This window comes from Blastomonas fulva, assembly GCF_003431825.1.
GTDB lineage: Bacteria > Pseudomonadota > Alphaproteobacteria > Sphingomonadales > Sphingomonadaceae > Blastomonas > Blastomonas fulva.
Genome location: NZ_CP020083.1, coordinates 2,185,945 through 2,198,398, shown reverse-complemented (window position 1 = coordinate 2,198,398; position 12,454 = coordinate 2,185,945). Strand labels below are relative to the sequence as shown.

Annotated in this window: 12 protein-coding genes; 4 read left to right on the top strand and 8 right to left on the bottom strand. The window is 65.1% G+C overall.

The genetic code is table 11. The features are described 5' to 3' along the window. Positions 1 to 11: 11 nt before the first annotated feature. A complete protein-coding gene (locus B5J99_RS10290) occupies positions 12 to 644 on the top strand; it encodes a hypothetical protein (RefSeq protein WP_162892553.1) in 633 nt (210 codons plus the stop codon). Between the two features lie 54 nt (positions 645 to 698). Here the strand turns inward: B5J99_RS10290 and B5J99_RS10285 are convergent, their stop codons facing one another. From B5J99_RS10285 to glmM, 4 genes are all read right to left on the bottom strand, one after another. Then, positions 699 to 1,322, bottom strand: a complete 624-nt coding sequence (locus B5J99_RS10285) for a superoxide dismutase (RefSeq protein WP_117352343.1) — start codon at positions 1,320 to 1,322, stop codon at positions 699 to 701. Between the two features lie 112 nt (positions 1,323 to 1,434). Next, positions 1,435 to 2,616 carry a bifunctional hydroxymethylpyrimidine kinase/phosphomethylpyrimidine kinase gene (gene thiD, locus B5J99_RS10280; protein WP_117352342.1) on the bottom strand — a complete coding sequence of 394 codons (1,182 nt, stop codon included), beginning with the start codon at positions 2,614 to 2,616 and terminating at the stop codon, positions 1,435 to 1,437. Continuing rightward, a complete protein-coding gene (locus B5J99_RS10275) occupies positions 2,609 to 2,839 on the bottom strand; it encodes a DUF1272 domain-containing protein (protein WP_054134488.1) in 231 nt (76 codons plus the stop codon). The genes thiD and B5J99_RS10275 overlap by 8 nt, the downstream gene beginning before the upstream one ends. After that, positions 2,839 to 4,182, bottom strand: a complete 1,344-nt coding sequence (gene glmM, locus B5J99_RS10270; RefSeq protein WP_054134489.1) for a phosphoglucosamine mutase — start codon at positions 4,180 to 4,182, stop codon at positions 2,839 to 2,841. The genes B5J99_RS10275 and glmM overlap by 1 nt, the downstream gene beginning before the upstream one ends. Positions 4,183 to 4,336: 154 nt before the next feature. On the opposite strand from glmM, the gene B5J99_RS10265 reads away from it, so the two are divergent. Both B5J99_RS10265 and B5J99_RS10260 read left to right on the top strand, forming a co-directional pair. Continuing rightward, a complete protein-coding gene (locus tag B5J99_RS10265) occupies positions 4,337 to 5,557 on the top strand; it encodes a dicarboxylate/amino acid:cation symporter (protein WP_054134490.1) in 1,221 nt (406 codons plus the stop codon). Then, a complete protein-coding gene (locus B5J99_RS10260; protein WP_117352341.1) occupies positions 5,554 to 6,543 on the top strand; it encodes an aldo/keto reductase in 990 nt (329 codons plus the stop codon). The genes B5J99_RS10265 and B5J99_RS10260 overlap by 4 nt, the downstream gene beginning before the upstream one ends. A 46-nt stretch (positions 6,544 to 6,589) precedes the next feature. On the opposite strand, the gene B5J99_RS10255 is transcribed toward B5J99_RS10260, so the two are convergent. From B5J99_RS10255 to B5J99_RS10240, 4 genes are read right to left on the bottom strand one after another with little or no spacing between them, the layout of a single operon-like run. Beyond that, positions 6,590 to 7,270, bottom strand: coding sequence for an NnrU family protein (locus tag B5J99_RS10255; RefSeq protein ID WP_117352340.1), 681 nt, complete (start codon positions 7,268 to 7,270; stop codon positions 6,590 to 6,592). Positions 7,271 to 7,328: 58 nt separating this feature from the next. Further along, positions 7,329 to 8,636, bottom strand: coding sequence for an amidohydrolase family protein (locus B5J99_RS10250; protein WP_117353456.1), 1,308 nt, complete (start codon positions 8,634 to 8,636; stop codon positions 7,329 to 7,331). Between the two features lie 8 nt (positions 8,637 to 8,644). Then, positions 8,645 to 10,063, bottom strand: a complete 1,419-nt coding sequence (locus B5J99_RS10245) for an amidohydrolase (RefSeq protein WP_162892551.1) — start codon at positions 10,061 to 10,063, stop codon at positions 8,645 to 8,647. 44 nt (positions 10,064 to 10,107) lie between these two features. Continuing rightward, positions 10,108 to 11,691, bottom strand: a complete 1,584-nt coding sequence (locus B5J99_RS10240) for a peptide MFS transporter (protein WP_069049503.1) — start codon at positions 11,689 to 11,691, stop codon at positions 10,108 to 10,110. A gap of 153 nt (positions 11,692 to 11,844) precedes the next feature. Between B5J99_RS10240 and B5J99_RS10235 the strand changes: the two genes are divergently transcribed. Next, the gene (locus B5J99_RS10235; RefSeq protein WP_117352339.1) at positions 11,845 to 12,438 is read left to right on the top strand and encodes a nitroreductase family protein; all 594 of its coding nucleotides are present in this window, start codon (positions 11,845 to 11,847) and stop codon (positions 12,436 to 12,438) included. The last annotated feature ends 16 nt before the right edge of the window (positions 12,439 to 12,454 follow it).

Sequence of the window (12,454 nt, the reverse complement as noted above, 5' to 3'; positions counted from 1 at the left end):
CGGGCATTCCTTTGCTTACGGTGACGCGCACCGGCCAGTGGTCGGTCGAGACAGTGGCCGCGCACGAAATCGCCTTTCGCCAGGAACTGATGCAGCTGCGCCTGTCGGGCAAGACCAGGGGTCTGATCGTCGATATCGGCGGAACATGGCCGCAGGAGCGCAACGTTGCCCGGGCCCTGCGCAGGATGGAAGCGCGGCTAGGTGACCTCAGGCCGGAGCGGATCGCCGTGGTTTCCTCGTTCGGCGCGTCGCGCCTGCATGCGCGGCATCTGCGCGAGCCCGACACGCAGATTTTCGCTTCTATGGAATTTGCGCGCGAATGGATCATACGGCAGGCCGATGCCACCGCCTACCCCGGCAAAATCTATGATCAGGCAAGCCGCGCCGAGGCCGAGGGCCCTTCGGTCCATGTCCATGGGCCATCAGACATGCATATCGTGCTGACGCCCGCAGCCGCGCTCGAAACCGCCAAGCGGATCGGCGACGCCGCCGTCGAGGTGATCATCGAAAATGCCATGGTCGATGGCGACAAGGCGACAGTCGCCACGCTGGTCGAGTGCGCCGAGGCGAGCCTTGCAAATTCTCGGTTGCAGGCTCTGATCATTTCGGGGCCACCGCTGAATTCGGAACAGGCCGCAATCTGAGCATCCCTGCCCCCCGGATAGTCCGGAGGACAGGGTTGGAAATCTCGGTCTAGATCAACCTTCCTGATCGGCGCGGTCAGTGCCCTTGCCGTCGAGGTTCTGCGCCACGAATTCCCAGTTGATCGCCTTGTCGAGCACAGTGCTCAGGTAATCCGGGCGCGCGTTGCGGTAGTCGATGTAATAAGCGTGTTCCCACACATCGAGCGTCAGCAGCGGCTTCATGCCGTCGTGCGCCACGGGCGAATCCGCGTCGTGCAGCGAGGTGATTTCCAGCTTGTCGCCGTTGAGCACCAGCCACGCCCAGCCGCTGCCGAAATGGCCGACGGCTTCTGCCTTCAGCTTGTCCTTCATGTCGGCGACCGAACCGAAATCGGCGTTGATGCGCTCTTCGAGCGAGCCGGGGATGGTCTGCGCTTCGGGGCTGAGGCAATGCCAGAAGAAGGTGTGGTTCCAGATCTGCGCGGCGTTGTTGAACAGGCCCTTGTTGCCCTTGTCCTTGGCGGCGACGATGACCTTGGAGAGGCTCGCGCCTTCGAGGTCCGTGCCCTTCACCATGTCGTTCGCCTTGCCGACATAGGCGTTGTGGTGCTTGCCGTGGTGATAGTCGAAGGTTTCAGCCGACATCACGTCGCCGAAAGCAGTCTTGTCGAAGGGAAGCGGGGGAAGGACGAAAGCCATGGGTCATCTCCTGTTTGGGAAGGTTGGAACGCTTGCCGCAACGCATATGGGCAATTGCCGGTGCGGGTAAAGGGCCAAAGCGTGGGCGCTCGCAGCAATTACGGGGTGCGCCTCATTCGGTTGCGATGCGCCAGGGCGGATAGCGCCGGTTCTCGCCACCGAAATAGAGGCACAGGACATTGCCCGCCGGGTCGCACAGCGTTGCCTCGCGCCAGCCCCAGCTCTCGTCGTGCGGCATCTGGTCGATCGCGAACCCTTCCGATGCGAGCGCCAAGACGCGCGCGTCAAGATCCGCGCATTCGAGATACGCCATCGCCCCGCCTGCAGCTTCGCCGACATGGACCGAGAGCGTTGCACCGTTGCCTGCCTCGAACCGGGCATAGCCATTGTCAGGGCTGTCGACGATCTGAACCAGCCCCAGCGCGCGGTAGAAGGTGACCGAGGAGGCGTAATCGGTCGCGCCCAGGGTGATCTGGTTGAGGTTCCAGCCGGGTGCCAGCGCATCATTGCGCACGTGTTGGTGGCCCATGGGTCCATTGACCGCGACCAGCGCGGGTGCGTCGCGCAGCGCCAGCCGGACGAACAGCCGAGCACGCTCCACCGCCTGCTCCAGCGCGAGCCCCTGGCCGAGCAATGTCGCGACGGCACTCGACAGCGTGCAGCCGGTGCCGTGGGTGTGAGGGCTTTCGATGCGCGGATCGTCCCAGCGGGCGATCTCTCCCTCGCGGGTCACCAGCCGGTCGGTCACCGTCTCGCCGCTCGCATGGCCGCCCTTGATCAGCAGAGCGGGCGCCAGCTCCAGCACCGCCGCCTCGCCGCCCAGCGCGCCGAGTTCGGGCAGATTGGGGGTGACGAGCGTCGCGCAGGCCATCAGCCGTTTGAACGCCGCGATGGTGGCCTCGTCCGCGAGCACCGCGCCGCTCGAGGCGATCATCACGGGATCGAATATGACAGGAACCTCGTCATTCCTGCGAACGCGGGGATCCCGCCTGTGCGGGGATGACGAAAGCCAGTCCGCCAGCGCCTCGGCAATCTCGAGCGAGCCCAGCATGCCGATCTTGATCGCATCGAGCCCGAAATCGCGCGCCACCGCATCGATCTGTGCGATCACCATATCGGCGCCCAGCACCTGCACCGCATCGACTCCGCGCGAGTTCTGCGCGGTGATCGCGGTGATCGCGGTCATCGCGTGCCCGCCGAGCATGGTAATGGTCTTGATGTCCGCCTGAATGCCCGCGCCGCCCCCGGAATCGGAACCTGCGATCGTCAGGATGCGGGCAGGTCGCTCAGCCATGCTGCGTGAACTTCCGCGCGGTCGATCCCGGAAACTTGGCGAGCAATTTCTTCGCGCGCACCGGGCGGTCGACCAGTTCGCCGCCGCAATTGGGGCAGATGTCGTCAAGCGCCTCGCTGCATTCGGCGCAGAAGGTGCACTCGAACGAGCAGATGAACGCGCCGGGAGCATCGGCGGGGGTGTCCGCGCCGCAGCGTTCGCAATCGGGACGCATCTCCAGCATCAGGCGGTCACCTCCGCCACCACAGCGCAGATGCGGTCCACCACCGCCTCGACCTGCGCGGCGTCATCGCCCTCGGCCATCACGCGGATCACAGGTTCGGTCCCCGAAGGACGGATGACCAGTCGCCCGCGTCCGCGCAGTTCGTCTTCGGCTTCCGCGATGACCGCCTGCACGCGCGGATTGTCCAGCGGCTTGCCACCGGCAAAGCGGACATTCTTGAGCAGCTGCGGCACCGGATCGAACACATGCAACAGTTCGCTCGCAGGCTTGCCTTCGCGCACCAGCTCGGCCAGCACCTGCAGCGCAGCGACCGTGCCGTCGCCGGTTGTCGCGTGGTCCAACAGGATCATGTGGCCCGATTGCTCGCCGCCGACATTGTAGCCGCCGGCCCGCATCGCGCCCAGCACGTAGCGGTCCCCCACCTTGGTGCGGATCAGCTCGAGCCCCTGCGCCTGCAGGTACCGCTCCAGCCCCAGGTTCGACATCACCGTCGCGACCACGCCCCCGCCGCGCAGCCGACCCTGCCGCGCCCAGCTGGCACCGATCAGCGCCATGATCTGGTCGCCGTCGACGACCTTGCCCTGTTCGTCGACCACGATCAGCCGGTCGGCATCGCCATCCAGCGCAATTCCGATGTCCGCGCCCGATGCGACGACGCGCTCCTGCAGCGTCTCGACATGGGTGGAACCGACCCGGTCGTTGATGTTGAGGCCGTTGGGGGTCACGCCGATGGCCACCACCTCCGCGCCCAGCTCCCAGAAGGCCGAGGGCGCAACCTGATAGGCTGCGCCATTGGCGCAATCGACCACGATCTTGAGGCCATCAAGCCTCACCCGATCAGGCAGCGATTCCTTGACCGCATGGATATAGCGCCCGCGCGCATCCTCGATCCGGCGGGCACGGCCGATGGCCTCGGACTCGGCCAGCTTGGGGTCGCCTGCGTCCAGCAACGCCTCGATGCGCAGCTCGTCCTCGTCCGAAAGCTTGAAGCCATCGGGGCCGAACAGCTTGATGCCGTTGTCCTGGAACGGGTTGTGGCTGGCGGAGATCATCACGCCAAGGTCCGCGCGCATCGAGCGGGTGAGCATCGCCACCGCCGGGGTCGGCATCGGTCCGACCAGCACCACGTCCATGCCCACGCTGGTGAAGCCTGCGACGAGCGCGTTTTCCATCATGTAGCCCGAAAGGCGGGTGTCCTTGCCAATCACCACCCTGTGCTTGTGCGTGCCCCGCAGAAAGTGCGCGCCTGCCGCCTGGCCTACCGCCATCGCCATCGCCGCGGTCATGAAACCGCTGTTGGTGCGGCCGCGGATTCCATCGGTCCCGAAAAACTTGCGTGTCACGAATGCTTTTCTCCGTTTGCAGCGTATGGCACGTAACCGATTGCGTTGCCGCTTGCCAGCCATCCGCGTGCATCTATGGTGGCACAAGGTCGTAAAAAAACATGCAAAATCCTTGCTTCGCTGGGCAGGATGGGACCGAGACAGGGGCTTTTGAATGCTGAAGACATTGCTGGTGCTGGGTGCCCTCATCATCGGCATCGCGCTGGGAATCGCGATCGGCAACGGCGCGCCGGGTGCCATCGAGGTCGCCGACCTGATCGGATCACTGTGGCTGCGCGGCTTGCAGATGACGGTGGTTCCGCTGGTTGTAGCGCTGCTGATCACCGGGATCCTGCGCACGGCCCAGATGGCGACCGCAGGCCGGCTCACGGTCCGCACCATCACCACGATGATCGTACTTCTCTGGCTTTCAGCAGCGATGGCCACATTGGTCACCCCCGCGCTGCTTGGTACGTTTCCTTTGCCCGAGGCCGCCCGCGCGGCGCTGCAGGGCGCGCTGGCCAATGCCGAGCCCACCGGCGAAGTCCCGCCGTTTACCGATTTTCTGCGCGCGCTGATACCAACCAATCCGATTGCCGCGGCCGCGAATGACGCCATCCTGCCGCTGATCGTCTTCACACTGGCCTTCGCTTTCGCCCTGACCCGGTTGCCGGAAGACGAGCGCCGCCCGATGCAGGGGTTTTTCGGCGCCATCGGCGATGCGATGATCATCCTGATCGGCTGGGTGTTGACCCTTGCCCCGATCGGCGTGTTCGCGCTGGGTCTGGTGGTCGGGTCGCGTGCGGGCGGTGCCGCCTTTGGCGCGCTGGGCCATTATGTCCTGACCGTCGTCGCGGTCGGATCGGTGGTGTGGATCACGGCCTTTGTGATTGCGGCAGTCGGCGGGCGGATCGGTCCGCTGGCGTTCCTCCGGGCGTCGATCCCGGCACAGGCGGTGGCAATTTCCACTCAATCCTCGCTTGCCTCGCTGCCCGCCATGCTGACAGGCGTCCGCAACCTTGGCGCGGGCGAGCGGACTTCGGACGTCGTGCTGCCGATCGCGGTCGCGCTTTTTCGCGCCACCGGCCCCGCGATGAACATGGCAGTGGCGATCTATGTCGCGCATCTGATGGGGGTCGAGCTTGGCCCGGTGGCTTTGCTGGCGGGACTGGCTGCGGCAGCGATCACCACCATGGGATCGGTCTCGCTTCCCGGATCGATCAGCTTCATCGGTTCGATCACACCCATCTGCTTTGCGATGGGCGTGCCGATCGAGCCGCTGGCGCTTCTGTTGGCGATCGAGGTGTTTCCCGATATCATGCGCACGCTGGGCAACGTAACGATGGACATGGCGGTCACCACCACGATCGCCCGCGCCGAAGGAGACACGCAATGATCTATCGCAAGCTCGGCGGACTGGAAGTGTCGGCCCTTGGGCTCGGCTGCATGCCGATGGCCGGGATAGGCCCCGCGATGTACGGCAAGGCCGACCATCGCGAGTCCATCGCCACGCTCGAGCGCGCGATGGAGCTGGGCGTTACCTTCTTCGATACCGCCGAGGTGTACGGTCCGTATGTCAACGAGGAGCTGCTTGGCCAGGCGATCCGCGGGCGGCGCGAGCGGCTGGTCATCGCCACCAAATTCGGTTTCCGCCTTGCAGATGGCAAGGTCACCGGGGTCGACTCCTCCCCCGAGAACGTGCGCCGCGCTTGCGAAGGATCGCTGAAGCGGCTGGGGGTCGACACCATCGATCTGTATTACCAGCACCGCGTCGATCCCGATATGCCGATCGAGGAAACGGTGGGAGCGATGGCGCGGCTGGTGGAGGAAGGCAAGGTGCGGTTCCTGGGTCTGTCCGAGGCCGGCGCGGACAATATCCGCCGGGCGCACGCCACGCATCCGATTGCCGCGCTGCAGTCCGAATATTCGCTGTGGGAACGCGGAGTGGAAGAGGACATCCTGCCGCTGTGCCAGGATCTGGGGATCGGCTTCGTGCCCTACAGCCCGCTGGGGCGTGGCTTCCTGACCGGGCAGTTTTCCAAGCGGTCCGATCTGCCAGAGGGCGATTATCGCCTCAACGACCCGCGCTATTCGGAAGAGAATTTCGCCAGCAACATGGTGATCGTCGATGCGGTCAAGACCATCGCCGCCGCGCACAGCGTCTCGCCTGCGCAGATCGCGCTCGCCTGGCTGCTCGCGCAGGGTGACGATGTGGTGCCGATCCCCGGATCCAAACGCCGCGCGACGCTGGAGGATTCCATGGCCGCAGTGAATGTGAAGCTCAGCGCCGCCGATCTCGATGCGCTCGATGCAGCTGCCCCAAGGGATGCCACCGCCGGCGACCGCTATGGCGAGGTGGGGATGAAGATGGTGCGGATCTGACGCTGCACCGCTCTCCCCTGAACGGACGAGAGCGACACCTTGGAGCCTACCACCAGCGGAAGACGCCCGCAGCGCCGACGCCCAGCGGCATATGCGCCCATTGCGCGCCCAGCCACAGCGCGACGCCGCCGATCAGTGCGATCCAGCCTGGAAAGGCAAGTCCGCGGCCAAAGGGCACGAAGCTGGTCTTGCCCTGCCAGTGCAGCCAAGCATCGCCCATCAGGATGAACTTCTTGGCGTCCTGCAGCCTTGCGCCGACCAGCGCCAGTACAATGATCGCGCCGCACAGGATGAAGGTATCGATCCGCGGCGCCACCAGGATATGGCTGATCCCCCATAAGGCAAAGCCCCACATCATCGGGTGACGCGTGATGCGGAATACCCCGGCGGGATCCTTGACCGCGATGCGCTTGGCCGCAGCTTCGGGCACCGGCAGCGCCGGGTTGCCGATCAGCGAGCCGGCAAACAGGATTGAGGCGACCAGCATCAGCAGCGTACTGACCGCCCACAGCGCATCGCCGGCGGGCCAGAAGGCTTCGGTCATCGGCGCGCGCTTGAAGCCTTCAACCATCAGGAACAGCGTCAACAGCGAGACGGCCGCATAGGCCAGCTGGAAACCCTTGTCGCCCAGCCGTGCCACCATCGGCGCGCGCAGGGGATGCGACATCGCAAAGTGGCTGCCGACAAAGCCGATCGCGCCAGCCAACAGCATCGCATAGCCCTGCATAGACGCTCTCCCCTGCCCGCCGGCTGCCCTGTGTCAGCGAGTCCCTGATGGCACCATATTACCGTTCATAGGCCTTGGGCAACGCCCCTTCCTGCGGGGTACGATAGCGGTCGCGCAGCTTGGCCTGGCGGTTGCCCAGCGGCTGTTGCACACCGTCGATCATCACCGCGACCGGCGCGGACGATAGCTCGAGCGGATCGCCATCCCAGATCACGACATCGCCCTGACGGCCAGGCTTGAGGCTGCCGAGCATCGCATCGACGCCCATGGCCTGTGCAGGGCCTGATGTGATCGCGGCAAAGGCCTGGTCCCAGCTCAGCCCGGTTGCCCCCGGCACACGCTGCAGCGCCACCAGATTGCCCGCGTACTGCGGCGAGTAATGCAGCTTGTGCGCATCGCTGTCGTCGATCATGCCGATCGCGATCGTCACCCCCGCTTGCTTCATCCGGCCGATGTTCGATTGGGTTGCTGCGGTCTTTTCGAAGTCGGACGGCAGATCGTTGAGCGCCGAGGCGATCACCGGAACCCCGGCGGCCGCGATCTGGTTCGCCACCAGCCAGCCTTCGGACACCCCGACCAGCACCAGCTTGAGCGCGGGGAATTCCTCGCGCAGCTTGATGACGTTCAGAATGTCGGCGGCGCGTTCGACATGCACCAGCAACCGGATTTCGCCATTGACCACCGGCAGCAGCGCTGCGGCATCCTGGCGGTTGAGCAGCGCGTCATGCGGGTGCGCTGCAACGCCGCGCTGGCCGACGGCCAGCGCACGCGCCTCGATCAGCCCGTTGCGGAATTCCAGGAACGCCGAGGCCCGGCTGCCGCCTGCCTTGGACGATCCGGTTTCGCCCAATTCGACGAACTGGAAAGCGCGCGCCTTGGTGACCGCGTTGTAATCATCGCCCAGATCGATCAGCGCGCCCATGCCCGCGAAGATCGATGCCGGCGCTTCGGGCGCGACCACTGCACGGGTGATGCCAGCAGCGCGGTTGACCGCAATCGGTGTCACCTTGGCGTTGATCGCGGGGGCAACATCGATGGCAGCAGAGAAATCGCCGGTGTTGGCGCTGCTGTCGTTGGTTTCGCGGACCGCCTCGACCTCGACCAGGCCGATGCGGCTGAACCCTGCGAACAGCCCGGGTGTCACCCAGCGGCCAGCGGCATCCACCACCTGCGCCCCTGCAGGCACGGCAACCCCCGCGCCAGCGGCGACGACCTTGCCATCGCGCAGCACGACGGTGCCGCCCTCGATCGGGGCGCTGCCGTCACCGATGACGACCTTGCCGCCGGTGATCGCGATGGTCTGGGCGGCTGCAGGAGCCGCAAACAGCGTGGCGGCGGCGGAGACGAACAGAAGCGCCTTGGTCATGTCGAGGCTCATTTCGTGTCTCCCTCTCCAGGCTGGCCCAGCTCGAAATCGCTCACCGGACGGCGCCTCGGATCATTGGCGTCATACATCATCGCGCCGTCGATCCAGACCTTTTCGGGCCGGGCGTAGACCGAGAGCGGGTTGGCATTCCACAGCACGACATCGGCCATCTTGCCGGGCTTGAGGCTGCCGGTCTTGTCGCCGATGCCCATCGCCTTGGCGGGGTTGTAGGTCAGCCAGCTGATCGCGGTGGCATCCGAGATGGTAAAGCCCATCCGGCGTCCGTCGCCCAGCGCCTTGGCGGCTTCCTGGTTCAAACGCTGGATCTGGTTCTGGTCGTCGGAGTGGATGATGGTGCAGGCACCGGCGTTCTGGATGATCGCGGCGTTCTCGGGAATGCCGTCATAGGATTCCATCTTGAAGCCCCACCAGTCGGCCCAGACGGCAGAGCAGATGCCGTTGTCCTTGAGCAGATCGGCGATCTTGTAGCTTTCCACCGCATGGTGGAAGGTGGAGACGGTGTAGCCGAACTCCTTGGCCATATCGATCACGATCGCCATTTCATCAGCGCGATAGCAGTGGTTGTGGATCTGGATCTTGCCTTCGAGCGCGCCCTTGAGCGTATCCATGCCGATGTCGCGCGCAGGCGGGGTGCCGCCCTTCTTCTCATACTCGTCCCAGCGCGCCTTGTATTCGGCGGCGCGGGCCCAGGTCTGGCGGTTGAGCGCCAGATTGCCCATGCGGCTGCCGGGCTTCTGGTTGCGGCTGCCGTAGACGCGCTTGGGGTTCTCGCCGCATGCCATCTTGAGGCCATAGGGTGCGCCCGGGAACTTCATCGCCTGCATGGTGCGCGCAGGGACATTCTTGAGCGTGACCGAGCGGCCGCCGAACAGGTTGGCCGAGCCGGGCAGCACCTGCAGGCTGGTGATGCCGCCATTGGCGAGCGCGCGGCTGAAGCCGGGGTCCTGCGGCCACACGCTGTGTTCCGCCCAGACGTCCGCGGTTACCGGCCCGGTCACCTCGTTGCCGTCCGAATTCGCCTGCACACCGGGCGAGGGATAATTGCCCAGATGGCTGTGGATATCGATGATGCCCGGGGTCACGAACTTGCCGGTGCCATCGATCACCATCACATCGGCGGGGATCGCCGTGCTGGCATCGCCCACCGAGGTGATCTTGCCATCGGTGAAGAACACCACGCCGTTGTCGATTTGTCCGCCCTCACCATCGAAGATGGTGACGTTGCGGATCGCGGTGGGCTGGCCGGGATAGACCTTGTAGGTGCTGGGATAGGGGTTCTCGTTGAAGCTGACCTTGGCGGGCTTGGCCGCGCTGCCGCTGGCGGAGGACGGCGCTTCGGCGGTTGTCGTATTGGCACAGCCAACGACCAATATGGCCGCCAGCGGCGCAGTGAACCCGTATCGCATGTTGTTATCCCTGTCGCAGTTCGGTTGGTTTTATCAATTCAAGGTCAGGCGCCGCGCGTGGCGGGATTGATCCCCGCAGCCTGGGCTTCGGCGAGCTCCGCCTCGCCCGCCAGCGGCTCGACATCCTTGAGCGTATCGAGGTGCATCAGCTTCTTGATCAGCGGCGAGACGACCATCACGGCGACACCCACGCCGATCGCGATCCAGCCGATGTTCGAATACACGTCCAGCACCGTCTGCTGGCCCGCACCTTCACCGCTCGCCGCTTCCGAACCGGTTGCAGCCGCGATCAGCCCGGCGACGAAGTTGCCCGAGGCCGAGGCGAAGAACCAGGTGCCCATGATAAGCGAGGCCATGTGCGCCGGCGCCAGCCGGTTCATCGCGCTCAGACCCACCGGCGAAAGGCACAGCTCGCCCGTCGTGTGCAGCAGGTAAATGAGGAAGATGAACAGCACCGGGGTGGGAACGCCCGCACCGGTTGCCGCAGCGCCCGCCACCAGAACCAGGAAGCCCGCGCCCAGCTGGACCATCGCCAGCCCGAACTTGGCAGGGGCAGACGGCTCGAGCCCCTTGCGGCCCAGCCAGGTCCAGATGCCCGCGAAGAACGGCGCTAGCAGCACGATGTACATCGCGTTGACCGACTGGAACACCGATGCGGGCACGCCGCCGCGGTCGACATAGCGGTCGGTATAGAGGTTGAGCGAGGACCCTGCCTGTTCAAACAATGCCCAGAACAGGATCGAACCCAAGATCAGGAACATCGCGGCAAAGATGCGATCGCGGTCATGCGGCTCGAGCTTGGTGACCGCAGTGATCAGCACATAGCCGACCAGCACGACACCAGAGACCAGCAGCAGCCAGCCGACGACATCCTGATACTGGATCAGCGCCCAGATACCGAGCACGGCGGCGATGCCGACGCCATAGATCAGCCATTCCTTCTTGATGCCCATCACCGGGGCAGCGAGCGCCGCAGGATCGGGCGATTCGCCGCGACCGCACAGCAAGGGCTTGCCCAGGATGAATACGACGAGGCCGAGCAGCATGCCGATGCCGGCAGCGCCGAAGCCATAGGACCAGCCATAAGTTTCGCCCAGATAACCGCAGGCGAGCGACCCCAGGAATGCACCCAGATTGATGCCCATGTAGAAGATCGTGTACGCGCCGTCGCGGCGGACATCAGTGCGCGGATAGAGCTGACCGACGATCACCGAGATGTTCGCCTTCAGGAAACCCGAGCCGACAATAATGAACGCCAGTGCCAGCCAGAAGATGCTGAGCGAAGTGGGGTCCTGCCCGCCGGTGCCTTCAAAGCCCATCAGCGCATGGCCGAAGGTGAGCAGCACAGCGCCGAAGGTCACCGCCTTGCGCTGGCCGAGGTAACGGTCGGCCAGATAGCCCCCCAGCACCGGGGTGATATATACGAGAGCGGTGTACGCTCCGTAGATGACGCCGGATTTCTCGTCCGAGAACAGCCAGTGCTTGGTGAGGTAGAAAATCAGCAGCGCGCGCATGCCGTAATAAGAAAAGCGTTCCCACATTTCTGCGAAGAACAGCACATAGAGCCCCTTGGGGTGCCCCAGAAACGTGCCCTTGGAATCGCCGCTGACGGCATAACCGCTGGCCATAATCGCTATTGCTCCCGTCGATTTTATAATGGCGGCCTGCCCCCTGAGCCGCCATAGCATGCGCGCCAACCTAGACAAAAAAGCGCGGCTGTGAAGCGCCTTGTTGCAGTTGTTACCACCCCGCCGCATTCCTGCCGCCGACCGGAGCCAGACGTGAACCAGTTCAACGACCTTTCATCACTGCCTGCCTATCTTTCCAGCCGCCGCTCGGGGCGCCCGCGCGACATGGTCGCCCCCGGCCCCGATGCCGCGCAGCTTCGGTCGATCGTCGCGACCGCATCGCGAACCCCCGATCACGGCAAGCTCAACCCCTGGCGGGTGGTGCATGTGGCGGGCGACCAGCGCGATCGGCTCGCCGAGTTGCTGACCTCCGCCTATCGCGCCGAAAAGCCCGAAGCCGGACGGCTCGAGATCGAGGCGATGGAGACTCTCGCGCGGCTCGCGCCCGAAATGCTGGTGGTGCTTTATTCCCCGCGCGAATCAAGCAAGATCCCGCTCTGGGAGCAGCAGCTTTCAGTCGGGGCATTCGTGATGAACCTGCTACACGCGATCCATGCGCAGGGCTTTGTCGGCGGGTGGATCACCGGCTGGCCAAGCTACAGCGCGGCGGTGCGCGACCAGTTCGGCGCAGCGCCCGAGCAGATTGCGGGCTTCGTGTTCATCGGCACCGCGGGCCAGCCGCTCGAGGAGCGGCCACGGCCGGATCTCGACGCGGTGTTCAGCACCTGGCAGCCCGGCACGACCTGACGCACCTTCGCCAACC

Bases quoted from the DNA above. Each gene is read 5' to 3' on its own strand.
- B5J99_RS10285 (WP_117352343.1), bottom strand. From the start codon at position 1,322: ATGGCTTTCGTCCTTCCCCCGCTTCCCTTCGACAAGACTGCTTTCGGC.
- thiD (WP_117352342.1), bottom strand. From the start codon at position 2,616: ATGGCTGAGCGACCTGCCCGCATCCTGACGATCGCAGGTTCCGATTCC.
- B5J99_RS10275 (WP_054134488.1), bottom strand. From the start codon at position 2,839: ATGCTGGAGATGCGTCCCGATTGCGAACGCTGCGGCGCGGACACCCCC.
- B5J99_RS10265 (WP_054134490.1), top strand. From the start codon at position 4,337: ATGCTGAAGACATTGCTGGTGCTGGGTGCCCTCATCATCGGCATCGCG.
- B5J99_RS10260 (WP_117352341.1), top strand. From the start codon at position 5,554: ATGATCTATCGCAAGCTCGGCGGACTGGAAGTGTCGGCCCTTGGGCTC.
- B5J99_RS10255 (WP_117352340.1), bottom strand. From the start codon at position 7,270: ATGCAGGGCTATGCGATGCTGTTGGCTGGCGCGATCGGCTTTGTCGGC.
- B5J99_RS10250 (WP_117353456.1), bottom strand. From the start codon at position 8,636: ATGACCAAGGCGCTTCTGTTCGTCTCCGCCGCCGCCACGCTGTTTGCG.
- B5J99_RS10245 (WP_162892551.1), bottom strand. From the start codon at position 10,063: ATGCGATACGGGTTCACTGCGCCGCTGGCGGCCATATTGGTCGTTGGC.
- B5J99_RS10240 (WP_069049503.1), bottom strand. From the start codon at position 11,691: ATGGCCAGCGGTTATGCCGTCAGCGGCGATTCCAAGGGCACGTTTCTG.